Source organism: Oceanicola sp. 502str15, assembly GCF_024105635.1.
In the GTDB taxonomy this organism is placed as follows: Bacteria; Pseudomonadota; Alphaproteobacteria; order Rhodobacterales; family Rhodobacteraceae; genus Vannielia.
Map to the genome: position 1 here is coordinate 684,341 of NZ_WYDQ01000001.1, position 22,162 is coordinate 706,502.

The following is a 22,162-nucleotide window of genomic DNA, read 5'->3' on the forward strand; positions in this document are numbered from 1 at the left end:
CCTCCGCCAGCGGCTACAGCCGGTCTGGCACCAGCGCCGGTGGATCAAAGGTGAGGCGCAGCAGCGACACGCGGCCTGCCGGGTCGCTTTCCATGGCGTCGGGGGGCAGGGTGAGCGGCAGGGCCTCGGCGGCGTCGAGGGTGAGGGTCAGAGCCACCGGCATGTCGATGGGGTAGCCCTCAAGCACCAGCCCGCCGGAGCACAGAGCCGGAAAGTTGCCCGATGTCTCGCCACCCTCCCAGCTGACGGCCAGTGCAAGGGCAGGGGGCGCGTCGGGGCAGCGGAAGTAGAGCGTGGCGCGCGCCGGGGTGAGCCACTCGCGCAGGATCTCCGCCGCGCCGGCCGCCCAGGCCAAGCCGCCCACCACCAAGAGCAGGCCAGCAGCCACCGCCAGCCACCTCACGGAAAGACCCCCTCGCAGTAGTCCGCGATATCGCCCTTCAACGACATGCGCAGCTTCAAGGCGACAAAGGGCCAGTGCAGCGCGTTCTTGCCAAGCCCCTCCTGCGCCTCGCTCATACTCTCGTAAGCGCCAAAGTAGCGCCCCGCACCGAAGCGGGCGGCATCCTTGGGCGCGCGCCCGGCCTTTTCGGAATACTTGATCTGCAAGGCGAGATAGGCCCCGACCACGAAGTCCTCGATCAGCGGCTCGTTGATGACGCCGGCATAGTCGCTGTGGGGAGCGACGGTGGTGAAGTCCGGCCCCCACTTGGCGCCCGGCGTGCAGATGCCCGTCTGCAGGCGCATTCCGACCGCCACCCGCTCGACCCAATCCCGGTAGCTTCCGGGGAAGGCCTTGTTGCGCACCTCGTCATAGGCCTTCTGGGTCAGCTGGCCGCGCCCGATGCTGTCGCCGTCGATGCCCCTGCGCTCCAGCCAGTTCAGCCGCTTGCCCTCTTCGACGTAGATGTTCGAAATGGCGGTGCCGGTCAGATGGGCCTGCACCGCGTGCACCCCGGGAATGTTGGCCACCACCTCGGCGGCGGCCTCGTCGGGGGGATTTTGCGGCATCGAGAAGCGGCTGTAGAGCTGGATCTGGGTCAGCGCATGGCGGTTCTGGGCAACCTGGCTGTTGCCGTAGGCCAGCGCGTTGTAGAGCATCAGCGCCCCTTCGGCCTCCAGCGCGGAGATGTCGGCGGAGGTCGCGTTCATCATCAGGTAGCGGGCGATGTCGTCCTGCTGGATTTTCGAACCCTTCGCGAGCGCGCGGGAGATCTCTGAGGTGCTGAGGGCCACGGACGGGCTCCTGATATCGAGACATGTCAAAAATGACTGGGCCGCCGGAGCGGGAGGAATGCAGCGACCATAGGGGGTTTTTGCGCGGAACGGTGTGAAATCGGCGTGAGAAACGAGAAAGGGCGGCCCCTTGGCCGCCCTGATCGTCATTGCTGGAGCTGCGCTTACTTGGGCAGCGGATTTATCATCATCACCATCTGACGGCCTTCCATCTTGGGCATCGACTCGATCTTGCCGATTTCCTTGATGTCCTCGGCCACCCGCTGAAGCAGGGCCCGGCCCACATCCTGGTGGGCCATCTCGCGGCCCCGGAAGCGCAGGGTGATCTTAACCTTGTCGCCATTCTCCAGAAATTTGAAGACGTTGCGCATCTTCACTTCGTAATCGTGGGTGTCGGTATTGGGGCGGAACTTGATTTCCTTGATCTCGATGATCTTCTGCTTCTTCCGCGCCTCGGCCTCTTTCTTCTGGGTTTCGTACTTGTACTTGCCGAAATCCATGATCTTGCAAACGGGCGGGGTGGCGTTGGGCGAAATCTCGACGAGGTCGAGGCCGACCTGTTCGGCAAGCTCCATCGCACGCTGGGGCGTCACGACGCCCACGTTCTGTCCTTCGTGTCCAATAAGCCGGATTTCACTGGCGGTGATGCGATCATTTACGCGGGGGCCTGTGTCACGCACCGGCGGGGCGTTGTGGGGTCTGCGGGCTATGGGATGTCTCCTGTTTCAGCCTTGGGTCGAATGGCGGGCAAAATAGACGCGGGGCAGGCGCGGTTCAAGCGGATTGCGGGGTGGGCGATGCAGATCGGGTGATGCGGCGCGGCGGCGCCGGAAATGCCGCACTGCCGCAATGGCGCTTTTCTTTGCCGGGTAGGCGGCATAGGATAGGGCGGGCCTTTTTGAAGGCAAGTGCGGGACAAGGAATTACCCTATGGATAACAAGATGATCGGCGGCGTTGTTGTAGCTGCCCTTGCAATCGGCGGATATATTTACGCAACCCAGAGCAGCGACGAGCCGGCCCCCGAAGCCGAGGCCGCCGCAGAGGCCACCGAAGCCACCGAAGAGGTGACGGAAGAGGCGGAAGCGGTCGAGGAAACCACCGAAGAGGCGACCGAAGAAGCCGCCGCCGAGGGTGAGAGCGCCATCGAAGAGGCCGTGGAAACCGTCGTGGAAGACACCACCGCAGCCGCCGAAGAGATGACCGAGGCCGTCGAAGAGGCCGCGGGCGAGGCGATGGAAGCCGCCGAAGAGGCCACCGGCGACGCCGTGGCCGCGATGGAGGGCGCAACCGATGCGGCCGCCGAGGCTGCCGGCGATGCGGGCGATGCTGCGGCGCAAACGGCTGACGAGGTCGTGGAAGACACCGCAACCGCCGTCGAGGCCGCGGGCGACGCGGCCAATGCGGCGATGGAGCAGGCCGAAGAGGCTGTCGAGGCCGCCGAAGAGGGCGCAACCGAAGCCGCCAGCGACGCCATGCAGGCGGCCTCCGAGTCGATGGAAGCCGCGTCCGAGGCGATGGACGAAGCCGCCGAGGCCGTCGAGGCCGCCGGCGATACCGCCACCTCCACCGCGACCGCCACGGCAGACGCCACCGCCGACACCGCCGGTGAAGCGGCCGACAGCGCCACCGCCATGGCCGATGGCAGTGCAGAGGCCGCCGAGGGCATGGATCTGACCGCGCTCACCGCAGAGGGCTTCGACCTCGAGAAGGTGACGGAGATGATCGAGGGCTCCGACCTCGGCACCTTCCAGAAGACCGCGCTGGTCAAGGCCGTCGAGGCCGCCAAGGACAACCCCGAGGCGCTTGCGGGGGCCCTGGACAAGGTGAAGGAAGCGCTCGGCCTCTGAGCCTTGCGCACATCGCGAAAAGATCAGGCCCGCACCATCTGGTGCGGGCCTTTTCAATTTGTAATCAGTGCAGTGTGGCGATCAGTTGAAGCTTTGCCTCAAGCCGCGGCCTGAGCTGCTTCCAGCTTTTCCGACACGCTCAGCCAGATCGCCTCGGCCCGCTCGAGGGCTTCCATCACCTCGGCGTATTTGCCGTTCCAGGTGGCCAGCTCGCCCTTGCGGGCATCGTCGTAAAGCGCGGTATCCGCCAGCTTGGTGGCGAGCTTGTCGCGCATCTCCTCCAGCTTGGCGACACGCGCCTCGGCCTTCTTCAGCTCCGAGCGCAGCGCCTGGATGTCGGATTGGCTGACACGTTTGGCGGGCTTGGGCTTTTCCTTCTCCTTGCCGGCCTTCTCGGGCGCGGCGAGCAGCAGGCGGCGGTAGGCTTCGAGATCCTCATCAAAGGGCTTCACCGTGCCCCCGTCGACCAGCCAGAGCCGGTCGGCCACATGGGAGAGCAGGTGCATGTCGTGGCTCACCAGAACCACGGCGCCGGTGTAGGCGGTCAGCGCCTCGACCAGCGCCTCGCGGCTCTCCATGTCGAGGTGGTTGGTCGGCTCGTCGAGGATGAGCATGTGGGGCGCGTCCAGCGTGGCGATCAGCAGCGAAAGCCGCGCCTTCTGCCCGCCCGAAAGCTTGCCCACGGGGGTTTCGGCCTGTGCGGCCATCACGCCGAAGCCGGCGAGGCGGGCGCGGTGCTTGCCGGGCAGCTCGTCGGGCTTCATCCGGCGCAGGTGCTCCAGAGGGGTCTCCTCGGGGCGCAGCTCGTCGAGCTGGTGCTGGGCGAAATAGCCGATGCGCAGCTTGCGCGCCGAGATCATGCGGCCCGAGAGTGCTTCGAGCTTGCCGGCGAGCAGCTTGGAAAGCGTGGATTTGCCCTGTCCGTTGCGGCCCAGAAGGGCGATCCGGTCATCCTGGTCGATCCGCAGGGAGAGGCGTTGCAGCACCGGCGTGCCGTCGTAGCCCACGGCGGCGCCTTCCATGTTGATGATGGGGGGCGAAAGCTCTTCGGGCTCAGGGAAGGTAAAGGCCTTCAGCGCGGCTTCCTGCGGCGTGCTGATCGGCTTCAGGCGGGCCAGCATCTTGATGCGGGACTGGGCCTGCACCGCCTTGGAGGCTTTGGCACGGAAGCGGTCGACGAAGCTTTGCAGGTGGGCCCGGCGAGCCTCCTGCTTGCGATTCTCGGCATCGGCCACGGCGAGGCGGGCGGCGCGGGTTTCGGCGAAGCTGTCGTAATTGCCTTGGTAGAAGGTCAGCTTGCGGTCCTCGAGATGGAGGATGCCGCCGACGGCGCGGTTCAGCAGGCCGCGGTCGTGGGAGATGACGATGACCGTGTGCGGGTATTTGGCGAGGTAAGCCTCGAGCCAGAGCGCGCCTTCGAGGTCGAGGTAGTTGGTCGGCTCGTCGAGAAGCAGCAGGTCGGGTTGCGAGAACAGCACGGCGGCGAGCGCCACGCGCATCCGCCAGCCCCCCGAAAAGTCGGCGCAGGGGCGCTGCTGGTCTGCATGGGAGAAGCCGAGGCCGGAAAGGATCGAGGCGGCGCGAGCCTCGGCCGACCAGGCGTCGATATCCGCCAGCCGGGTCTGCACCTCGGCAATGCGGTGCGGGTCGGTGGCGGTTTCGGCCTCTGCCATCAGCGCGGCCCGTTCGACATCGGCGGCCAGAACCGTGGAGATCAGCGACTCGTCGGTGGCCGGCGCCTCCTGCGCAACGCCGCCGATGCGCGCGCGCGAGGGCAGGGAGATATCGCCGCCCTCAAGGGCCAGCTCGCCCCGGATCAGCCGGAAGAGTGTTGTCTTGCCCGTGCCATTGCGTCCGACGAGGCCAACCTTGTGGCCCTCGGGAATGGCGGCGGAGGCGTGCTCGAAGAGCGGACGGCCCTCCATGGCAAAGGATATATCGGATACGCGCAGCATGGGGCGGGGGGTAGCAGGGTTGGCGAAGCATGGGAAGCGGGGTTCTGGCGGCACCCTCGGAGCGGGGGGCCAGCCCCCCGCACCCCCCGGAGATATTTACAGCAAGAAAATGATCAGGGCGCGATTTCCTGCCCGTCCCAGGCGAGAAGTTTGCCGCTGTCTTCGGGAGTGCTGGCCTCGATCGTCCGCCAGAGGAGCGCGGCGGATTCGGCGGGGGTGAAGACCCTGGGCGCATTGCCGCGGTAGGGTTTGGAGAGTGGCGTGGCCACGGTGCCGGGGTGCAGGCCGAGGAGCCGGGCCTCCGGGTGGGTGCGGGCAAGTTCGATGGAAAAGGTGCGGATCACCTGGTTCAGCGCCGCCTTGGAGGCGCGGTAGCTGACCCAGCCGCCAAGGGCGTTATCGGAGATCGAACCGACCCGGGCCGAGAGGGCGGCGGCGAAGGCGGGCCGGTCACGGGGCAGGCGGGGCAGGAAGTGCCTGAAGATCAGCGCGGGCAGGATGGTGTTGACCCGGTAGACCTCGGCCATGGCCTCGGGGTCCAGCGCCTTGAGGGACTTTTCGGGCGCGTAGCGCTCGGTATGGAGGGTGCCGGTTGTGATGAGCAGGCCGGAGATCGCGGGCAGCGCACCGGCAAGACCTTCCAGCGCCGTGGCATCGCCGGCATCGAGGATATGGGCCGTGGTGCCTTCGGGCGCGCCGGGGCGGCGGCTGACGACATGGACGGGCGGGCCACCGGGGGCGGCCTGCGCGGCCTCGGCCATGGCGCTGCCGATGGCGCCTGCGCCGAAGATCAGGAGGGGGGCGGTGGTCATGCGGCGAAGCTAGGGCGCGGAGGCGCGCTTTCAAAAGGAGGCTTTCAAATGCGGGGCCCCCATGTTACCGCAGCCGCGAAATTCGGACCGGGCGGCGCGCCCGGCACATCAAGGAGACGCCTCATGGCCACCGAACGCACCCTTTCGATCATCAAGCCCGACGCCACCCGCCGCAACCTCACCGGCAAGATCAACGCCAAGTTCGAAGAGGCCGGTCTGCGGATCGTCGCCCAGAAGCGGATCAAGCTCTCGATCGAGCAGGCCGGCAAGTTCTACGAAGTACACGCCGAGCGCCCGTTCTACGGCGAACTCTGCGAGTTCATGGCCTCCGAGCCGGTGGTTGTGCAGGTGCTGGAAGGCGAGGGCGCCATCCTGAAGAACCGTGAAGTGATGGGCGCGACCAACCCCGCCGACGCCGCCCCCGGCACCATCCGCGCCGAGTTTGCCGAGTCGGTCGGCGAGAACTCGGTGCACGGCTCCGACGCCCCCGAGACCGCGGCGGAAGAGATTGCCTACTTCTTCTCCGGCCTCGAGCTGGTGGGCTGACGCTCAGAACATCGGCGGGACATGTTCCGCCAGACGGGGGCGCTCCTGAGGGGCGCCCCCTTTGCTTTTGGGGGAGGCTGGCTCAGACCAGCCGATGCGAGAGATAGGGGTTCCAGCCGTTGATGTAGTCGGCTGGGTAGTGGCTTTCGGGCTTCATCGACACGTCGAAGGCTCCGCCCGCGCTGGCGACCACCCTGACATCGGAGGCATGAAGGCCGGTGTCGATGTAGTAGGTGGCCGCATTGGGGACCTGCAGCAGCCTGCGAATGGTGGCGGCGCGTTGCGGCCAGACGAAATCGGGCTGGCTGACCCAGCCGCTGCCTTCAAGATTGAGCCCGCCGACATGAAGGATGCCGGTGATCGCGCCGGGCAGGTTGGCGCGGGCCGTTTCGAGCAGGCGGGCGGCGGTGATGACGCTGTCGGCCTTGGTCAGATGCACGGCCGAGAGGTTGCCCGCACCGTCGCGCAGGGTGATCGTGGAGCAGGAGGAGACGCCGGGAAAGGTCAGCTCCGGGTTGCCCCAGCCGACGCAGGATTCGCGGATGAAGTCATCTGCGCCGCCGCCGTTTCCATAGCCGTACTTGGGGGAAAATCGTGTGCCCATCGGGTATTCCTTAATGACTTGAGAGTGAACGAATGGGCGCAACCTAGGCGATAGTTTCCGCACAGTAAACACCGCGCCGGCCCCCGATCTAGCCGAGGCGGATCTCGGGGCGGCGGGCCGAGACATCGCGGGCGCGGGCGGCCTGCTTCGCAAGGTTCTTCTCCAGCAGGGAGACATTGCGGATGTTGGCGTTATAGGCGGCGTCGAAGATGTCGCCAATCACCGGGATCGAGCCGATCGACCAGTCGAGCGCCATGTTGAACCCCATGTAGGCCAGGGCGCCGGGCGTCGCTCCGAGCCGGTGGGCCTTGTAGATGATATAGGCAGAGGGCGCGGCGGCGAGGGTGTCGCCAACCACCGGGATTAGGCCGAGAAAGGTATCGAGCCCAACATCCACCGAGGTGCCGGGAATGCGGAAGATCGCATCCATCCGCCGGGCAAGGCGGTGCAGCGCGGCGATTTCGGCATCAATCGCCGGGCCGTGCAGGGCAGGGTCGTCGGAAAGGGGGCTCTCGGCGGTCATATCTTTCATATGGGGGGGGAATGCGCCCATGTGAAGGGTATTTACATTATTTTCGCGTCACCGCGCGCGCACGCCGATCCGGTCGAGCATCTTTTCCAGCTCCGACAGGCCGGGGTCGTGGGCCTCGGCCACGATGGCATCGAAGCGGGCGCGCAGCCGTTCCTTCTCGACGCCCTTGCAATCGTTCCAAGGGCGGCCCTGAAGGCCCATCTCGATGACGTAGTAGGCAATGAAATGCGGGCGCACGCCGATCTTCAGCAGGCGGCGATAGGTTTCATCGGCGCCGAGTTCGGCCAGCTGCTCGGCAGAATGAATGCCCGCGCGGCCGCAGGAGGCCTCCATGGCGGGGCCGAGATTGCGGATTGAGGAAACGGGGGAGGGTTTCACGGCCATATCGACCGCAGTTTAGCGCCGAAGTTCGGCGCCAGACAGGGCCGCGGGCGGCATTGCTGACAGGCAATGTCAGGGGCGGTGTCGCAATCACTCTCTGGGGCGCGCGCCGTCCCGGCCTACGCGGCTCGTTCGCTCAGATGCTGGCCCAGTCGGTGATGACATACCTCTGATCGGTGTCGCCATCGGGAGAGATATCCCAGATGTCGGACGCTGATTCTCGCTGCCGCTTGTCAGTGGCGGCGCGCTCTTCGGTTTTCATCTCCGGCTTGGCGGATTTCTTCGGTGCCATTGCCCTATTCCCTTGTAAAGTTACCACCCCAACGGACTCTGCCGGGCGATGGTTCCTGCCTCAGATATGGGATCTTTGCCCCTTTGTTCGGATATTGGGTGCCGGGAATGTGACCAAAATGGGGCAAGTATCTTAGAATTGGCGCCATTCCGGGAGGTGTGGCAGGAAGGTCGCGGGGCTGTTCTGGCGTGGCCAGGTGTGTTATTAACATGTGAAGTAATGAAGCTGGGGAGGCTCTGATGAGCGGCAACGAGGCACAACGGACGACAGGGGAAGCGCTGGCCGCGGGGCTGGCAGAGGCGGGGACAGAGGTGGTCTTCGGCATTCCGGGGGCGCACATGTATGCCTTCAACGATGCGCTGGCGCGGGAGGCGGGGCGGATCCGCTTCATCCACACGCGCCACGAGCAGGGGGCGGGGTACATGGCCTATGGCTATGCGCGCTCCACCGGCCGCCCCGGCGTGTTCACCGTGGTGCCCGGGCCCGGCGTGCTCAACGCGGGCGCGGCCCTGAGCACGGCCTACGCCGGGGGCACGCCCGTGCTCTGCGTCACCGGCAACATCTTCTCCAACCTGATCGGGCAGGGCCGGGGGCAGCTCCATGAGCTCCCCGACCAGCTGGCCACGCTCGGCTCCCTCACCCGCTGGACCGGCCGGGTGGAGCACGCCAGCGAAACCGGCCGTATGCTCGGGCGGGCCTTTGCCGAGATGGCGCGGGGCAGGGGCGGCCCGGCGGCGATCGAGGCGCCCTGGGACGTGATGGCCTCCAAGGGCACCGTGCGCGGCGGCTTTGAGCCCGAAACCGTGCTGCCGCCGCCGCTGGACGAGGATCAGCTCGCGCAGGCGGCAGAGATGATTGCCGGGGCCGAGAACCCGATGATCTTCGTCGGCTTCGGTGCGATGGATGCCGGGCCCGAGGTGCTGGCGCTGGCCCGCAAGCTGGGGGTGCCGGTGGTGGCCCACCGCTCCGGCAAGGGGGTGATCCCCGAGGATGACCCGCTCGCCGTCAACATGGTGGCGGGCTACGACCTTTACCGCGAATGCGACCTCGTGATCGGCATCGGTTCGCGCCTTGAACTCCCGTTCATGCGCTGGCAGTGGAAGCCCGAGGGGCTGAAGGTGCTGCGCATCGACATCGACCCGACCGAGGCGGTGCGCCTCAAGCCCGATGCCTTCCTGCTGGGAGACGCCGCCGAGGCCTGCGCCGCGCTGCTGACCCGCGTGGACGAGGGCCCCGACCGGGCCGGGGCAATCGAGGCGGCGCGGCAGGCGGCAGAGGCGAAAATCGACGAGGTGCAGCCGCAGGTCGGCTTCCTCAAGGCGATCCGCGCCGCCCTGCCGCGCGACGGTTTCTTCGTGGAAGAGATCAGCCAGGTCGGCTTTACCGCCCGCTTTGCCTTTCCGGTCTACGAACCGCGCACCTATGTCACCTCCGCCTACCAGGAAAACCTCGGCTTCGGCTACAACACCGCCCTCGGCGTGAAGGTGGCCAACCCCGACAAGGCCGTGGTCGCCGTCACCGGCGATGGCGGCTTCCTGTTCGGCGCGCAGGAAATGGCGACGGCGGCGCAGCACCGGATCGGGGTGGTGGTCGTGGTCTTCGACAATGGCGCCTATGGCAACGTGCTGCGCGATCAGGACACGCAGTTCGAGGGCCGCAGGCTGGGGGCCGAGCTGGGCAACCCCGATTTCGTGGCCATGGCAAAGAGCTTCGGCCTGCACGCCGAGCGCGCCGACACGCCGGAGGCGCTGGAGGTGGCGGTGAAGGCGGCCATCGAGCGGGATGAACCGGCGCTGATCTGCGTGAAGCAGGCGCGCGGCTCGGATGGCTCGCCCTGGCCCCTGCTGATGCCCGCCCCCCATGGCACCGCACCGAAGAAGGGGTATTTCTGAGCGCGCCTCCGCCCGCTAGGGTGGCCGGGAGGAGGAGAGTGCATGGACAAGTCCGTGGCCGGTCTGGCCGAGGCTGTGGCCGATATCGCCGATGGCGACGTGGTGATGATCGCCGGCTTCGGCGGCTCGGGAATCCCGGTGGAGCTGGTCCATGCGCTGGTGGCGCGCTTCCGGAACACCGGCCATCCAGGCAATCTGACCGTGGTCAACAACAACGCGGGCACGGGGGCCGTGGGCATTGCCGCCATGCTCGATGCGGGGATGGTGGGCAAGGTCATCTGCTCCTTCCCGCGCTCCTCCCAGCCCGAGGCCTTCACGCGGCGCTACGAGGCGGGCGAGGTGGCGCTTGAGCTGGTGCCGCAGGGCACGCTGGCCGAACGGATCCGGGCCGGTGGTGCAGGCATCCCCGCCTTCTACACCTCAACCGGCGTCGGCACCGAGCTGGCCGAGGGCAAGCCTTGCGAAGAGTTCGAGGGCCGGATGTATCTGCGCGAACGTTGGCTGAAGGCCGATGTGGCGCTGGTAAAGGCCGAGCTGGCCGACAGGCTCGGCAACCTCACCTACCGCCTCGCGGCGCGCAACTTTGCCCCGATCATGGCCATGGCCGCCCGCAAGACCATTGCCCAGGCCACACGGCTGGTGGCTCCGGGCGCAATCGCGCCCGAGCAGGTGGTCACGCCGGGCATTTTCGTTGCCCGCGTGGTGGAGGTGCCCGAACCCGCGCAGGAAGAGGCGCTGGTGCGGGCAGGGGAGGCCTTCTGATGGACAAGCTCAGCAGCGCCGCCATCGCCTGGCGGGCGGCGCAGGACATCGAAGACGGTGCCTATGTGAACCTCGGTATCGGCTTTCCCGAGATGGTGGCACAGTTCCAGCCCGCCGGCCGGCACGTGACCTACCACAGCGAAAACGGCATTCTCGGCATGGGCCCCGCACCGGAGCCGGGCGCGGAAGACTGGGACGTGATCAACGCCGGCAAGAAGGCCGTCACGCTGACCCCCGGCGCGAGCATCTTTCACCACGCCGACAGCTTCGCCATGGTGCGCGGCGGCCATATCGACCTTGCGGTGCTCGGGGCCTACGAGGTTGCCGAGAACGGAGACCTCGCCAACTGGCGCATCGGCACCCGCGGCGTGCCCGCGGTCGGCGGCGCGATGGACATGGTCACGGGCGCAAAACGCGTGGCGGTTGTGACCGAGCATGTCACCAAGCACGGCGCGCCCAAGCTGGTGGAGCGCTGCACCAACCCGCTGACGGGGGTGGGCTGCGTGAGCCGGATCTACAGCTCGCTGGCGGTGATTGACGTTGAGGAAGGGCGCTTCGTGCTCCGCGAGAGGCTGCCGGGCCTGTCGATGGAGGCCCTGCAATCCGTCACCGGCGCCACATTGCATGTCGAGGGCTCCGTCGCCGACCTCGTGGTGCCCGAGGGGCTCTGAGCAAGGGGCGCATTTCCGCCCAATCGCGCCAAGGTTGTGTCCTTTGCTTGCGCCTTAACCGAAAATTCGTCACTTCACGCCCATAATTCGGTCTCAACCACGGTGTACACCACGAGGCCGAAGCCCTGATCGAGCAGGGTCTCAATGCTGAAAACAGCAGCGTGAACGAATGAGGTAGGCCCATGAACATGGCACGATCTGTCATTGTCGGACTTTTGTTTGCATCGGCGGCGCTGGCCCCTGTGGCCCCCGCATCCGCGGCGGGCCTCTATCTGGTCGCCGCGCGCTCTGCCCCGGCGCCGAGCGGCGCCAAGCGGCTCTGCGCCGAGTTCGCCTGGGCCTGCCAGGCCCGTTCCGGGCCCGAGCGGCCCTCCGAGGTGGCCCTCGTGCAGCGTGTGAACCGCGCCATCAATGCCACCACGCGCGAGGTGTCGGACCGCAGCCAATACGCCCGCGAAGAGCATTGGGCGCTTCCCACCAAGCGCGGTGGCGACTGTGAGGATTTTGCGCTGGTCAAGAAACGCGAGCTGATCCGGCAGGGCGTGGCCCCGGCGCGTCTGCTCATCGCAACCGCGCTCGACCGGCAGCGCCGCAGCCACGCGGTTCTGATCTATCGCGGCGCCGGCGGCGATCTGGTGCTCGACAACCAGACAGACAGCCTGCGCGGATGGCAGCAGACCGGCTACGTGTTCCTGCGTATGCAGAACCCGGCCGATCCGCGCCGTTGGGTCTCGGGGTTCGCTACGCGCTAGCGCAGAACCCCTACAGGTTCAGGACGCACTTTGCGCGGGCCTCGCCACCAAAGCGGCGCTCTGCGCGGGCGTCCTGATCCTCATTCTTGGCGGACCGCAACCTTGTCTTTGTTGTAGTCGTTGTAGTAGCAGCCATCATCCCAGGGCTCTTCCTCTTCAACCGCCGCTGCTGCAGTGGTCACTTCGGCCCGGCCGCTCGGCGGGTTGCGAATGGTCGGCGTCGCCGCTGCGGTGGGCAGGTCGGTCAGCAGAACACCCAGTTTCGGACAGGTCGACTGCACCGAAGAGAGCAGGCCGCCAAAGTTGTCCTTGCGGCTCACGGCCCGCAGGAAGCCCTTGGTGACAACGGAACATCCACAGAGTTCCGCCGCCGAGCCCATGCCGCTCGCAGAGCCTGCGGTGCATTTCTGGGCCGAAGCCGAGCCGGCGGCCAGAATGGCGATGCCGAAGCCGGTAACAAGGGCCCTGGTGGAGCGTGTCAGATAACGAGACATTTGAAATCCTCCTTCTTGAGGTCTGAAAAATTTGAAGCAATGGGTGAGAGTGTTGCGCGGGGCGGGCTGCAGTGCCACGCCCCAGCGCTTCAATTCACGCAATGCGAGGCTGTTTTCACGGGGTTTTCACCCTGACTGTGAAAAACCAGCTGACGAATGTGGTGCATCTGTCCCCCTGTCTCTCCCCGGCTGGACCTGACCCGGCCGGGAGGCCTGTGGACATGCTGTTGACTCTCCTTCCTTCGAATTGCGTTTCTGTATTTAGGGGCGAGGGAAAATGAAGGGTCAGTTGCCCTTTCCCTTGCCTTTGCCCTGACCGCCGCCGTTGGACTTCTCGCCATCCGAGCGTCCCCGGCTGCCGCCGCCAAAGTCGCCGGGGCCTGGATTCTCGCCAGCCTTTCCGACGTTCTTGTCGTTGCCGGGATTGCCGGATCTCGCAGTGTCACCACCACCGCCGGCACCACCACCACCGCCGGCACCGCCGCCACCGGCACCACCGCCGCCACCGGCACCACCGCCGCCACCAGAACCACCGCCGCCACCGGAACCACCGCCGCCGCCGGCACCACCGCCGCCACCAGCACCACCGCCGCCGCCGGCACCACCGCCGCCACCAGCACCACCGCCTCCGCCGGAGCCACCGCCGCCGCCGGAGCCACCGTCTCCACCGGAACCGCCGTCATCACCGGTGTCGTCACCCTCGTCGTCGCCCGTGTCACCAGACCCACCGGATCCGGCCCCACCGCCCGACCCGCCCGAACCGCCAGCGCCATCGCCACCCGTGCCCGGACCGATCGCCGCCGTGGGAAAATCGGTCAGAACAAGCGCGAGCTTCGGGCAGAGTGCTTCGACCGAGTTCAGCAGTTCAGGGAATTGCGGATTTCTTTGAACCCGCCGGAGGAACCCGCGGGTAACGACATCGCATCCGCAGAGAGCTTCGGCGGAGCTGAGTGTGGTCAGGCTGGTGCATCGTTTCGTGTCGGCCGCCTGGGCCGAAGATCCGAAAGCCAGCGTGACAGCAGAGATGAGTAAGGACGCAGTGCGCCCGTGATAGAAATTCATGACACCCCCCAGTGATCAAAATTGGTTCTTGAAAAGGAACGGTCTCCACTATGCGCGAAATCTTGCCGAAAATCAACAAGTTTGGAACATATTCCCGCCACAATCCCTCAATCGCACCTTAGCAGGGCAATTGTTTCGCTTCCGCATGGGAAGAGCAGGAACCCTGTTCTTCCGCTGCGCGCATTGCCGCGCCCGCACTCTGCTCAGGGGAGACTGGAGGAAGCGACAGCAGCGAATCCTTCGCGTCCCAGCAAATGCCCGAAACCGCCTCTGCACCAACCCCTCCGCGCCAGCCCGGCAAGCCCGCCGCACAGCACCCGGCGAACGCCTCCGCCAAGCTGCAAGCCGCCACCCGATCAACGCAAAGCCCTACGGACCCGCCCACCTGCAAAGCGTCGCAAAACGGCAAGAAGCCACAAGCAAGCCTATGGCTGACCCGCAGCTAGAACGCTGATTTTCGTAGGAAATTGGCTCCGGCGGTAGGGATCGAACCTACGACCAATTGATTAACAGAACGAGCAACTGCTTCAGTGTAATCCTGCATGCTTCGTTACGTGGAAGTAGCTCACCGAAACGGGCCTTTTGATTGGGTGGAATGCCTCGTGAAACTTGTGCCGAAAGGGTCGCGTGTAGCCGAACGTCAGGATGGTTTGGAGGCTCTGTCCGCCGCGCCACGCAGCAGGCTGATGATGCCAGAGAAGTCGGAGCCTTTTTCATCGAGGGCGTCATACATGCCGTAGAGTTGGGCCGCTTCCGCACCGAGGGGCGTCTGTGCGCCGCGCGACAGGGCGGCCTGCTGGGCAAGGCGGAGGTCCTTGAGCATCAGGGCGGCGGCGAAGCCCGGTTGATAGGCGCGGTTGGCAGGGGAGGTCGGGACCGGGCCGGGCACCGGGCAATTGGTGTTGACCGACCAGCACTGACCGGAAGAGGTGGAGATGACATCGAAGAGGGCCTGATGTTCGAGCCCGAGCTTTTCGCCAAGCGCGAAGGCTTCACAGGCACCGATCATCGAAATGCCCAGCAGCATGTTGTTGCAGATCTTGGCGGCCTGTCCGGCACCGGGGCTGCCGCAACGCACCACGCGCCCGGCCATCGGCTCCAGCAGCGGGGCGCCGGACTGGAGGGCGGCCTCGGACCCGCCCGTCATGAAGGTCAGGCTGCCGGCTTCGGCCCCGCCGGTGCCGCCGGAGACCGGCGCATCTAGGGTCAGGCACCCTTTGCTTGTAAGAAGCTCGTGGGCTGCGATGGCGCTGTCGACATCTATGGTGGAACTGTCGATCAGGATGGTGCCAGCGGGGACAATCTCGGCAAGCTGGCCCCAGACGTCCAGCACGAGGGGGCCGTTGGGCAGCATGGTGATGATCGCGTCGGCCCCCTGAACGGCCTCCTTGAGATCCTGAAATGTCAGGACGCCCTGCGTCTCGGCTGCCCTGCGCGCGGCTTCGGAAAGATCGTAGCCCTGAACGACATGGCCCGCCTTCACGAGGTTGCCCGACATCGGGCCGCCCATGTTGCCGAGGCCGATGAATGCGATTGTCTTGCTCATTGTGGCGTCCTTTGGTCAGCTTTGATGTTCGAACAGGCTGCGGGGCGGTGAGAGGACAGCCTCCAGCGGCGGGAGGGTGACGCTGCGCAGCTCCTGCGGCTGCCATTTTGGCGCGCGATCCTTGTCGATGACGGCGGCCCGCACGCCCTCATAGAAATCCGGCCAGCTCAGGATGAGGGATGTGGCGGCATATTCCCGATCCAGACAGGCCTTCAGCCCATGGCTGCCACGGGCGGCCCGCAGCAGGCGCAGGGTGAGCTTGAGGCAAGTCGGCGATTTCGCCGCGAGGGTTTGGGCTGTGTGATCGGAAAATGCGGTGTTCTGGGCGGAGAGTGCCGCGAGGATCTCTTCCACGCTGTCGGCGGCGAAGGCTGCGTCAATCAGGGCCTGATTGTGCTGGATGCCGGAGGCCGGTGGCACTTCGGCGAGGGCGCGGATGGCCAGCTCGACCGCGCCTTCGCTGGCATCGGGCGGCAGGCTGGCAAGGCTGGCGGCCAGCGCCGGGATCTGCGCGCTGCTCAGGAAGTGGTCGGCAAAGCCGGTATGGATGGCATCGGCGGCGTCGATATCCGAGCCGGTGAGGCCGATATAGGTGCCCGCTTCGCCGATGGCATTGGAGAGCAGCCAAGTGCCGCCGACATCGGGAAAGGTGCCGATGCCGGTTTCGGGCATGGCGAGCCGGGTGCGCTCGGTCACGATGCGTTGGCTGGCGTGGGCCGACAGGCCGACCCCGCCGCCCATGGTTATGCCATCCATGACGGCGATATAGGGTTTGGGGTATTCGGCGATCCGGGCGTTCAGGCGATATTCGTCGCGCCAGAATTCGGCTGCCATGCCGTCACCGGCCTTGCCCGAGTTGTAGAGCGCGATGATGTCGCCGCCCGCGCAGAGCCCGCGCTCGCCTTCGCCGGTGAGGAGCACCGCGGCGACCGTGTTGTCTGCCTCGAAGCGTGTCAGCCCCTCATTGATCAGGTGAACCATCTCCAGTGTCAGGCTATTGATCGCCTTCGGGCGGTTCAGGTGCAGCCGTCCTAGGCTGCCGTCGCGGCTGATGATGACGGTGGGTTCGGGCATGGGGGCGCTGTCCTTCATTCGCCCGGAACGAGCGAGCGCGACACGATGAGCCGCATGATTTCATTGGTGCCTTCGAGGATCTGGTGCACCCGCAGGTCGCGCACGATCTTTTCGATCCCGTATTCCGAGAGGTAGCCATAGCCGCCGTGCAGTTGCAGCGCCTCGTTGGCGACGCGGAAGCAATGGTCGGTGACGAATTGCTTGGCCATGGCGCAGAGCGTGGTGGCGCGGGGGGATTTTGCATCGAGGCTAGCGGCAGCGCGCCAGAGGATGGTGCGGGAGACCTCGACGTCCGTGGCCATGTCGGCGAGGCGGAATTGCAGCGTGGGCATGTCGATGAGGGCTTTGCCGAAGGCCCTGCGATCGCGCATGTAGTGCTGGCTGGCGTCGAGCGCGGCCTGGGCACCGCCCAGCGAACAGGCGGCGATGTTGAGGCGCCCGCCGTCCAGCCCGGCCATCGCGATGTTGAAGCCCTTTCCCTCGGCGCCAAGCATGTTGCTGGCCGGGATACGCAGGTTGTCCATGGTCACGGTACGGGTGGGCTGGGCGTTCCAGCCCATTTTCTGTTCGTTGGCGCCAAAGCTCAGACCCGGTGTGTCGCGCTCCACGAGGAAGGCGGAGATGCCGCTCGGTCCCGGCGCGCCGGTGCGGGCCATGATGATGTAGACATCGGAGGTGCCGGCGCCGGAGATGAACTGCTTCTGCCCATTCAGGATGAACTCGTCGCCCTCGCGGGTGGCCCTTGTGGAGAGGGCCGAGGCATCGGAGCCCGCGCCCGGCTCGGTCAGGCAGTAGCTGGCGAGCGTTTCCATGGTGGCCAGCTTCGGGCACCAATGGGCGCGTTGCTCGGGGGAGCCGAACCTGTCGATCATCCAGCAGCACATGTTGTGGATCGAGATATAGGCGGCGATGGTGGGACAGCCCTTGGCGAGGGCTTCGAAGATCATCACCGCATCGACACGTCCGAGCGCGGAGCCGCCGACATCTTCGCGGGTGTAGATGGCGCCGAGGCCAAGGCTTCCGGCCTGGGCAAGAACATCGGTGGGAAAGTGTTTCAGGCTGTCCCATTCAACAGCCTTGGGGCGCAGCTCGTTGAGCGCGAACCCTTCTGTCATCTCGAGGATGGCGATTTGGTCGTCGTTTGGCGTGAAGTCGATCATGGGGCGCCTTTCAGAGCTTTTCGATCAGCTCGGGGACGGCGGTGAAGAGGTCTGCGACGAGGCCGTAGTCGGCGACCTGGAATATCGGGGCCTCTTCGTCCTTGTTGATCGCCACGATCACCTTGGAGTCCTTCATGCCCGCGAGGTGCTGGATCGCGCCGGAGATGCCGACCGCGACGTAGAGGTCGGGGGCGACCACCTTGCCGGTCTGGCCGACCTGCCAGTCGTTCGGGGCGAAGCCCGAGTCGACCGCGGCGCGCGAGGCACCCACGGCGGCGCCGAGCTTGTCGGCGAGCTTCTCGATCAGCGCGAAGTCCTCTTCCGAGCCCACGCCGCGGCCGCCGGAGACGACGATGCCGGCGGAGGTCAGCTCGGGGCGGTCGCTCTCGGCCACCTTGTCTTCGACCCATTCGGAGAGGCCGGGGTTGTCGGCTGCGGAGGCGGTTTCGACCGAGGCCGAACCGCCCTCACCGGCGGCGTCGAAGGTGGAGGTTCGGAAGGTGATAACCTTCTTTTCATCTTTCGACTTCACGGTCTGGATCGCGTTCCCGGCGTAAATCGGGCGCTCGAAGGTATCGGCGTCGACAACGCCGGACACGTCCGAGAGGATCATCACATCGAGCAGGGCGGCGACGCGGGGCATCACGTTCTTTGCATCGGTCGTGGCGGGGGCGACGATGTGCGAGTAGTCACCCGCAAGCGAGACGATCAGCGCGGCGGTCGGCTCGGCAAGACGGTGGCCCAGCGAAGCGTCTTCGGCGACGAGCACCTTGGCCACGCCGTCAATCTTGGCAGCGGCCTCACCGGCGGCAGAGGCAGAGGCCCCGGCGCAGAGCACGGTCACATCACCCAGCGACTTCGCGGCGGAGACGGCCTTGGCGGTGGCGTCCATCGCCAGCTCGCCATCGGTCACTTCGGCAAGAAGGAGAACAGCCATCAGATAACCCCCTTTTCTTTGAGTTTCGCCACCAGCGCATCGACATCGGCCACGATCTCGCCTGCCTGGCGGGTTTCGGGCTCGGAGGTCTTGACCACTTCGAGGCGCGGGGAGACGTCGACGCCGTAGTCGGCGGCGGTCTTCTCATCCAGCGGCTTCTTCTTGGCCTTCATGATGTTGGGCAGCGAGGCGTAGCGCGGCTCGTTCAGGCGCAGGTCCACGGTGACGATGGCGGGCATCTTCACCTTGATGGTCTGCAGGCCGCCGTCGACCTCACGGGTCACCACGGCATGATCGCCCTCGACCTTCACCTCGGAGGCGAAAGTGGCCTGCGACCAGCCGAGCAGGGCCGAGAGCATCTGGCCGGTGGCGTTCATGTCGTTGTCGATCGCCTGCTTGCCGGCGAGCACGAGGCCCGGCTGCTCTTCCTCGACGATCTTGGCGAGGATCTTGGCGACCGCCAGCGGCTCGATGTCCTGGTGGACATCATCGGCGGCCACCACGAGGATCGCGCGGTCGGCGCCCATGGCGAGCGCGGTGCGGAGCGTTTCCTGCGCCTGTTTCACGCCGATGGATACGGCGACAACCTCTTCGGCCGTCCCCGCCTCCTTCAGCCGGATCGCCTCTTCCACTGCGATCTCGTCGAAGGGGTTCATCGACATCTTCACGTTGGCAAGATCGACACCGGAACCGTCCGACTTCACCCGGACCTTCACGTTGTAGTCGATCACCCGTTTCACAGGCACTAGCACCTTCATTGGCAGCACGCCCTTTCGAATGGTTGGGAGATTCAAAGACCGGGGCCGGGGCGCGGATTGCGCCCCGCGAGCGGGTCACATTGCCAGAAAGCCGCCATCGACCGGGATGACGACGCCGGTGACGTAGGAGGACATCTCGGAGGCAAGAAACAGGGCCGGGCCGCCGATCTCGTCGGCTTCGCCGTTGCGCCCGAGCGCTACCCGCTCGAGAAACTTGGCCCCGGCGGGCCCCTTGACGGCCTTGAAGGTCATGTCGGTGAGCATGCGCCCCGGCGCGAGCCCGTTGACCCGCACGCCGTCGGGGCCGAGTTGCTGGGCGAAATACTGGATCAGCGAGCGGATGCCCCCCTTGGCTGCCCCGTAGGCGGCACTGGAGCGCGGCGCGGTGAAGGCGGCGATGGAGGCGGTGAAGATGAGGCTGGCACTGCTCTTGCGCAGCGCGGGCAGGAAGGCGATTGTCATGTCCCACTGGCCGCGCAGGTTGACGTCTATGACGTGATCCCACTTGTTCATGAGGTCAGGGTCATCAAGGCTGACGCGGGGCGAGATCCCGGCGTTGTTGACCAGCACGTCGATGGAGGGGAAGGCCTCGGAGATGCGTTTTCCGAAGGCCATCACATCATCCCGCGAGGTGATGTCGAGCGCCTCGGCCCGGGCGGTGCCGCCGTTGGCCTCGATCTCGGCGACCACCTCCTGAGCGGCACTGGCGTCCATGTCGACCACGATGACCGTGGCGCCTTCCTGTGCGAAACGCCGGGCCATCGAAGCACCCAGTCCGCGGCCCGCGCCGGTGACGACGGCGGTCTTGTTGTCGAGTAATGCCATTGCAGTGGCTCCCCTGCCGGATTTCATTTGCGACAGGGTGAGGCCCTGCGGAGGCTTCGTCCAGAGCAGGTCGCGCAAGGCATCGTTGCAGGTTTTCGCGCCATGTTCGGCCGGGTGAAGCCAGGGGGCACGCTGGTTCTGCAACGCTGCATTGCTGCCCGAAGGGCGCAGGGGGCATTGGCACCGGGCGTTCAGGCCCGCATGTTTCACGGGACCTTCTCAAGCGGAAAGAACTGCTGATCGGACCCGCCATGACACCTGAAGCCCAAGACCCGGCCCGGCCGGTTTTCGATGCACCGGCGCAGCGCCGCAAGGCGCTTGAAGCCATCACCGGCACATGGGAGCCGATGACGATTGCGCAGGCGCTGGACCGGGCCTGCGCGCGATATGCTGACCGCCCGTTCTGCCTGACCGACGAGAAAAGCTGGAGTTACGGCGAGATCCGCGATGCCGCCGACAAGCTGGCGGCACGGTTTCTGGCAGACGGGATTTCGGGGGGCGATCACGTGGGCCTGTGGCTGGCCAACTATGTGGAGTTCGTCATAGCGAAATTCGCCATTGCCCGGATCGGTGCGGTGGCGGTTCCGTTCAACTTCATGTTGCGGCAGACCGAGATCGCCTATGTGCTGGAGCAGTCGGACTGCGTGGCGCTGGTGACGATGGATGCGTTTCGCGGGCACGATCATCTGGCCGATCTCGATGCGATCATGCCCGGTTGGGTGGAGCAGGCTGGCGGCGCGAAATTTCCCAAGCTGCGCAACATCTACCTTTGCCGGATCGAGGGCGAGGGCCGGGACGGCGCGCGGGCGCTCATTGACCCGGCATGGGAGCCGAGCGCGGCGCAGGTAGAGGCCGTCAGAGCCGCCGATGCCGAGGCCGCGCCGGAGGCCAATTGCGACATACTCTACACTTCGGGCACCACCGGCCAGCCCAAGGGCGCGATGATTACCCATGACATGGTGCTGCGCACGGCCTACGCCTCCAACTACGCGATGGCGCGCGAGGAGGGCAGGCGGCTGCTGTTCGCGCTGCCGCTCTACCATGTGTTCGGCTACGTGGAGTGCATGATCGCGGCGATGTTCTTTGGCGGCGCGATCGTGCCGCGCCCGATCTTCGATGCCAATGACATGGTGGAGGCGGCAGAGCGTTTTCAGGTGGGAGAGATCACCTGCGTGCCGGTGATGACCAACCTGATGATGGAGGCGGTGCGAGCGCGGGGCGGCTTTGATTGCCCCTCGCTGATTGCCTATTTCAACTCGGGTGGGGTGAACCCGCCGGAGATCTGGGACGCGATCCGCGAGAGCTTTCGCCCGCGCGAGTTGCTGACCGGCTACGGCATGACCGAGACCACCGCTTCGACCTGTTGCTGCCTGCCCGAGGGCGATCGCAAGTGGCTGAGCCAGAGCAACGGGCGGCTGAAGGAGGCCGGCTGCGCGGGGTTTGCCGAGTTCGGCGGACGGCTGGCGGTTTACAAGGCGGTGGACCCGCAGACCGGCGCCGATTTGCCGCCGGGCGAGAAGGGCGAATTGCTGGTACGCGGCTACTGCGTGACGCCGGGATATTATCGCAAGCCGGAAGAGACCGCGCGGGCGATGACGGCAGATGGCTGGCTGAAAACGGGCGATGTGGGGACGGTGGATGCCCAGGGCTACGTGACGCTGCTCGGGCGGATCAAGGAATCCTATCGGTGCGGCGGCGAGATGGTGATGCCCGAGGAGGTCGAGAACTTTCTGCGGACCCATGAGGCGATCGAGGCGGCCTATGTGGTTGGCGTGCCGGATGCGCGGATGGGCGAGGTTGGCTGTGCGCTGATCGTCGCCAAGGGTGGCGCGGCCCCCGATGCCGCCTCATTGGACGGGTTTTGCCGCGACCGGATCGCGAGGTTCAAGATTCCGAAATTCGTCATTCCGGTGACGGCGCAGGATGTGCCCTTCACCGCGACCGGTCGCGCGCGGCGGGTGCATCTGGCGCAATATGCACGGGAGAAGCTGGGGCTGTGACGGCCCGGTTCTTTCACAACAGG

The 22,162-nt window shown here is 66.1% G+C and carries 24 protein-coding genes; 7 read left to right on the plus strand and 17 right to left on the minus strand.

The genetic code is table 11. From position 1 onward, the window contains the following. Positions 1–13: 13 nt before the first annotated feature. The 3 genes from GTH22_RS03215 to infC form a co-directional block, all read right to left on the minus strand. Positions 14–403, minus strand: coding sequence for a hypothetical protein (locus GTH22_RS03215; protein ID WP_252943150.1), 390 nt, complete (start codon positions 401–403; stop codon positions 14–16). Next, on the minus strand, positions 400–1,236 hold the full coding sequence (locus GTH22_RS03220) for a hypothetical protein (protein ID WP_252943151.1): 837 nt from the start codon (positions 1,234–1,236) through the stop codon (positions 400–402). The genes GTH22_RS03215 and GTH22_RS03220 overlap by 4 nt, the downstream gene beginning before the upstream one ends. Positions 1,237–1,400: 164 nt before the next feature. Next, entirely contained in the window at positions 1,401–1,916 is a 516-nt protein-coding gene (infC, locus tag GTH22_RS03225; protein ID WP_252943152.1) for a translation initiation factor IF-3, read from the minus strand. A gap of 250 nt (positions 1,917–2,166) precedes the next feature. Here infC and GTH22_RS03230 point away from each other — a divergent pair, with 250 nt between their 5' ends. Further along, positions 2,167–3,084 carry a translation initiation factor 3 gene (locus tag GTH22_RS03230; protein WP_252943153.1) on the plus strand — a complete coding sequence of 306 codons (918 nt, stop codon included), beginning with the start codon at positions 2,167–2,169 and terminating at the stop codon, positions 3,082–3,084. Between the two features lie 98 nt (positions 3,085–3,182). Here GTH22_RS03230 and GTH22_RS03235 read toward each other — a convergent pair whose 3' ends face one another. Both GTH22_RS03235 and GTH22_RS03240 read right to left on the minus strand, forming a co-directional pair. After that, positions 3,183–5,039: an ABC-F family ATP-binding cassette domain-containing protein gene (locus GTH22_RS03235; protein ID WP_252943154.1), complete on the minus strand. Its 1,857-nt coding sequence runs from the start codon at positions 5,037–5,039 to the stop codon at positions 3,183–3,185. Positions 5,040–5,152: 113 nt separating this feature from the next. Next, positions 5,153–5,851, minus strand: coding sequence for an SDR family NAD(P)-dependent oxidoreductase (locus tag GTH22_RS03240; RefSeq protein WP_252943155.1), 699 nt, complete (start codon positions 5,849–5,851; stop codon positions 5,153–5,155). A 123-nt stretch (positions 5,852–5,974) separates the two neighbouring features. Between GTH22_RS03240 and ndk the strand changes: the two genes are divergently transcribed. Next, positions 5,975–6,397: a nucleoside-diphosphate kinase gene (gene ndk, locus GTH22_RS03245; protein ID WP_252943156.1), complete on the plus strand. Its 423-nt coding sequence runs from the start codon at positions 5,975–5,977 to the stop codon at positions 6,395–6,397. 82 nt (positions 6,398–6,479) lie between these two features. On the opposite strand, the gene GTH22_RS03250 is transcribed toward ndk, so the two are convergent. From GTH22_RS03250 to GTH22_RS03265, 4 genes are all read right to left on the minus strand, one after another. After that, positions 6,480–7,001 (minus strand): hypothetical protein, encoded by a 522-nt coding sequence (locus GTH22_RS03250; RefSeq protein WP_252943157.1) that lies wholly within the window; start codon positions 6,999–7,001, stop codon positions 6,480–6,482. A gap of 88 nt (positions 7,002–7,089) precedes the next feature. Beyond that, positions 7,090–7,533, minus strand: a complete 444-nt coding sequence (locus GTH22_RS03255) for a DUF4112 domain-containing protein (protein ID WP_252943158.1) — start codon at positions 7,531–7,533, stop codon at positions 7,090–7,092. A 48-nt stretch (positions 7,534–7,581) separates the two neighbouring features. Next, entirely contained in the window at positions 7,582–7,917 is a 336-nt protein-coding gene (locus tag GTH22_RS03260) for a TfoX/Sxy family DNA transformation protein (protein WP_252943159.1), read from the minus strand. A 133-nt stretch (positions 7,918–8,050) separates the two neighbouring features. After that, complete coding sequence (locus tag GTH22_RS03265) at positions 8,051–8,206, minus strand: hypothetical protein (protein WP_252943161.1); 156 nt, start codon at positions 8,204–8,206, stop codon at positions 8,051–8,053. Between the two features lie 239 nt (positions 8,207–8,445). On the opposite strand from GTH22_RS03265, the gene GTH22_RS03270 reads away from it, so the two are divergent. The 4 genes from GTH22_RS03270 to GTH22_RS03285 all read left to right on the plus strand — a co-directional run bounded on the left by GTH22_RS03270 (position 8,446) and on the right by GTH22_RS03285 (position 12,283). Next, a complete protein-coding gene (locus GTH22_RS03270; protein ID WP_252943163.1) occupies positions 8,446–10,098 on the plus strand; it encodes a thiamine pyrophosphate-dependent enzyme in 1,653 nt (550 codons plus the stop codon). 42 nt (positions 10,099–10,140) lie between these two features. Continuing rightward, positions 10,141–10,860 (plus strand): 3-oxoacid CoA-transferase subunit A, encoded by a 720-nt coding sequence (locus tag GTH22_RS03275; RefSeq protein ID WP_252943165.1) that lies wholly within the window; start codon positions 10,141–10,143, stop codon positions 10,858–10,860. After that, positions 10,860–11,531, plus strand: a complete 672-nt coding sequence (locus tag GTH22_RS03280) for a 3-oxoacid CoA-transferase subunit B (RefSeq protein ID WP_252943167.1) — start codon at positions 10,860–10,862, stop codon at positions 11,529–11,531. The genes GTH22_RS03275 and GTH22_RS03280 overlap by 1 nt, the downstream gene beginning before the upstream one ends. Before the next feature lie 182 nt (positions 11,532–11,713). After that, positions 11,714–12,283, plus strand: a complete 570-nt coding sequence (locus GTH22_RS03285) for a transglutaminase-like cysteine peptidase (protein WP_252943168.1) — start codon at positions 11,714–11,716, stop codon at positions 12,281–12,283. An 80-nt stretch (positions 12,284–12,363) separates the two neighbouring features. On the opposite strand, the gene GTH22_RS03290 is transcribed toward GTH22_RS03285, so the two are convergent. The 8 genes from GTH22_RS03290 to GTH22_RS03325 form a co-directional block, all read right to left on the minus strand. Continuing rightward, positions 12,364–12,777 (minus strand): hypothetical protein, encoded by a 414-nt coding sequence (locus tag GTH22_RS03290; protein WP_252943169.1) that lies wholly within the window; start codon positions 12,775–12,777, stop codon positions 12,364–12,366. 285 nt (positions 12,778–13,062) lie between these two features. After that, positions 13,063–13,839, minus strand: a complete 777-nt coding sequence (locus tag GTH22_RS03295; RefSeq protein ID WP_252943170.1) for a hypothetical protein — start codon at positions 13,837–13,839, stop codon at positions 13,063–13,065. A 640-nt stretch (positions 13,840–14,479) separates the two neighbouring features. Further along, positions 14,480–15,385 (minus strand): 3-hydroxyisobutyrate dehydrogenase, encoded by a 906-nt coding sequence (mmsB, locus tag GTH22_RS03300; protein WP_252943171.1) that lies wholly within the window; start codon positions 15,383–15,385, stop codon positions 14,480–14,482. Positions 15,386–15,400: 15 nt separating this feature from the next. After that, positions 15,401–16,459, minus strand: a complete 1,059-nt coding sequence (locus tag GTH22_RS03305) for an enoyl-CoA hydratase/isomerase family protein (protein ID WP_252943172.1) — start codon at positions 16,457–16,459, stop codon at positions 15,401–15,403. Between the two features lie 14 nt (positions 16,460–16,473). Beyond that, positions 16,474–17,619: an acyl-CoA dehydrogenase family protein gene (locus tag GTH22_RS03310; RefSeq protein ID WP_256471548.1), complete on the minus strand. Its 1,146-nt coding sequence runs from the start codon at positions 17,617–17,619 to the stop codon at positions 16,474–16,476. A 10-nt stretch (positions 17,620–17,629) separates the two neighbouring features. Next, complete coding sequence (locus GTH22_RS03315; RefSeq protein ID WP_252943173.1) at positions 17,630–18,556, minus strand: electron transfer flavoprotein subunit alpha/FixB family protein; 927 nt, start codon at positions 18,554–18,556, stop codon at positions 17,630–17,632. Next, the gene (locus GTH22_RS03320) at positions 18,556–19,314 is read right to left on the minus strand and encodes an electron transfer flavoprotein subunit beta/FixA family protein (protein WP_252943174.1); all 759 of its coding nucleotides are present in this window, start codon (positions 19,312–19,314) and stop codon (positions 18,556–18,558) included. Before GTH22_RS03320 ends, GTH22_RS03315 begins: the two co-directional genes overlap by 1 nt. A 75-nt stretch (positions 19,315–19,389) precedes the next feature. Continuing rightward, positions 19,390–20,139 carry an SDR family NAD(P)-dependent oxidoreductase gene (locus tag GTH22_RS03325; RefSeq protein ID WP_252943176.1) on the minus strand — a complete coding sequence of 250 codons (750 nt, stop codon included), beginning with the start codon at positions 20,137–20,139 and terminating at the stop codon, positions 19,390–19,392. 251 nt (positions 20,140–20,390) lie between these two features. On the opposite strand from GTH22_RS03325, the gene GTH22_RS03330 reads away from it, so the two are divergent. Continuing rightward, positions 20,391–22,139: a class I adenylate-forming enzyme family protein gene (locus GTH22_RS03330; protein ID WP_252943177.1), complete on the plus strand. Its 1,749-nt coding sequence runs from the start codon at positions 20,391–20,393 to the stop codon at positions 22,137–22,139. Positions 22,140–22,162 lie beyond the last annotated feature (23 nt).

What these genes read in the sequence shown, in the direction of transcription:
- GTH22_RS03230 (WP_252943153.1), top strand. Translation starts at nt 2,167, where the DNA reads ATGGATAACAAGATGATCGGCGGCGTTGTTGTAGCTGCCCTTGCAATC.
- GTH22_RS03305 (WP_252943172.1), bottom strand. Translation starts at nt 16,459, where the DNA reads ATGCCCGAACCCACCGTCATCATCAGCCGCGACGGCAGCCTAGGACGG.
- GTH22_RS03235 (WP_252943154.1), bottom strand. Translation starts at nt 5,039, where the DNA reads ATGCTGCGCGTATCCGATATATCCTTTGCCATGGAGGGCCGTCCGCTC.
- GTH22_RS03325 (WP_252943176.1), bottom strand. Translation starts at nt 20,139, where the DNA reads ATGGCATTACTCGACAACAAGACCGCCGTCGTCACCGGCGCGGGCCGC.
- GTH22_RS03255 (WP_252943158.1), bottom strand. Translation starts at nt 7,533, where the DNA reads ATGAAAGATATGACCGCCGAGAGCCCCCTTTCCGACGACCCTGCCCTG.
- mmsB (WP_252943171.1), bottom strand. Translation starts at nt 15,385, where the DNA reads ATGAGCAAGACAATCGCATTCATCGGCCTCGGCAACATGGGCGGCCCG.
- GTH22_RS03320 (WP_252943174.1), bottom strand. Translation starts at nt 19,314, where the DNA reads ATGAAGGTGCTAGTGCCTGTGAAACGGGTGATCGACTACAACGTGAAG.
- GTH22_RS03315 (WP_252943173.1), bottom strand. Translation starts at nt 18,556, where the DNA reads ATGGCTGTTCTCCTTCTTGCCGAAGTGACCGATGGCGAGCTGGCGATG.
- GTH22_RS03275 (WP_252943165.1), top strand. Translation starts at nt 10,141, where the DNA reads ATGGACAAGTCCGTGGCCGGTCTGGCCGAGGCTGTGGCCGATATCGCC.
- GTH22_RS03260 (WP_252943159.1), bottom strand. Translation starts at nt 7,917, where the DNA reads ATGGCCGTGAAACCCTCCCCCGTTTCCTCAATCCGCAATCTCGGCCCC.
- GTH22_RS03280 (WP_252943167.1), top strand. Translation starts at nt 10,860, where the DNA reads ATGGACAAGCTCAGCAGCGCCGCCATCGCCTGGCGGGCGGCGCAGGAC.
- GTH22_RS03295 (WP_252943170.1), bottom strand. Translation starts at nt 13,839, where the DNA reads ATGAATTTCTATCACGGGCGCACTGCGTCCTTACTCATCTCTGCTGTC.
- GTH22_RS03270 (WP_252943163.1), top strand. Translation starts at nt 8,446, where the DNA reads ATGAGCGGCAACGAGGCACAACGGACGACAGGGGAAGCGCTGGCCGCG.
- GTH22_RS03310 (WP_256471548.1), bottom strand. Translation starts at nt 17,619, where the DNA reads ATGATCGACTTCACGCCAAACGACGACCAAATCGCCATCCTCGAGATG.
- GTH22_RS03290 (WP_252943169.1), bottom strand. Translation starts at nt 12,777, where the DNA reads ATGTCTCGTTATCTGACACGCTCCACCAGGGCCCTTGTTACCGGCTTC.
- GTH22_RS03250 (WP_252943157.1), bottom strand. Translation starts at nt 7,001, where the DNA reads ATGGGCACACGATTTTCCCCCAAGTACGGCTATGGAAACGGCGGCGGC.
- GTH22_RS03265 (WP_252943161.1), bottom strand. Translation starts at nt 8,206, where the DNA reads ATGGCACCGAAGAAATCCGCCAAGCCGGAGATGAAAACCGAAGAGCGC.
- GTH22_RS03330 (WP_252943177.1), top strand. Translation starts at nt 20,391, where the DNA reads ATGACACCTGAAGCCCAAGACCCGGCCCGGCCGGTTTTCGATGCACCG.
- GTH22_RS03240 (WP_252943155.1), bottom strand. Translation starts at nt 5,851, where the DNA reads ATGACCACCGCCCCCCTCCTGATCTTCGGCGCAGGCGCCATCGGCAGC.
- GTH22_RS03285 (WP_252943168.1), top strand. Translation starts at nt 11,714, where the DNA reads ATGAACATGGCACGATCTGTCATTGTCGGACTTTTGTTTGCATCGGCG.
- ndk (WP_252943156.1), top strand. Translation starts at nt 5,975, where the DNA reads ATGGCCACCGAACGCACCCTTTCGATCATCAAGCCCGACGCCACCCGC.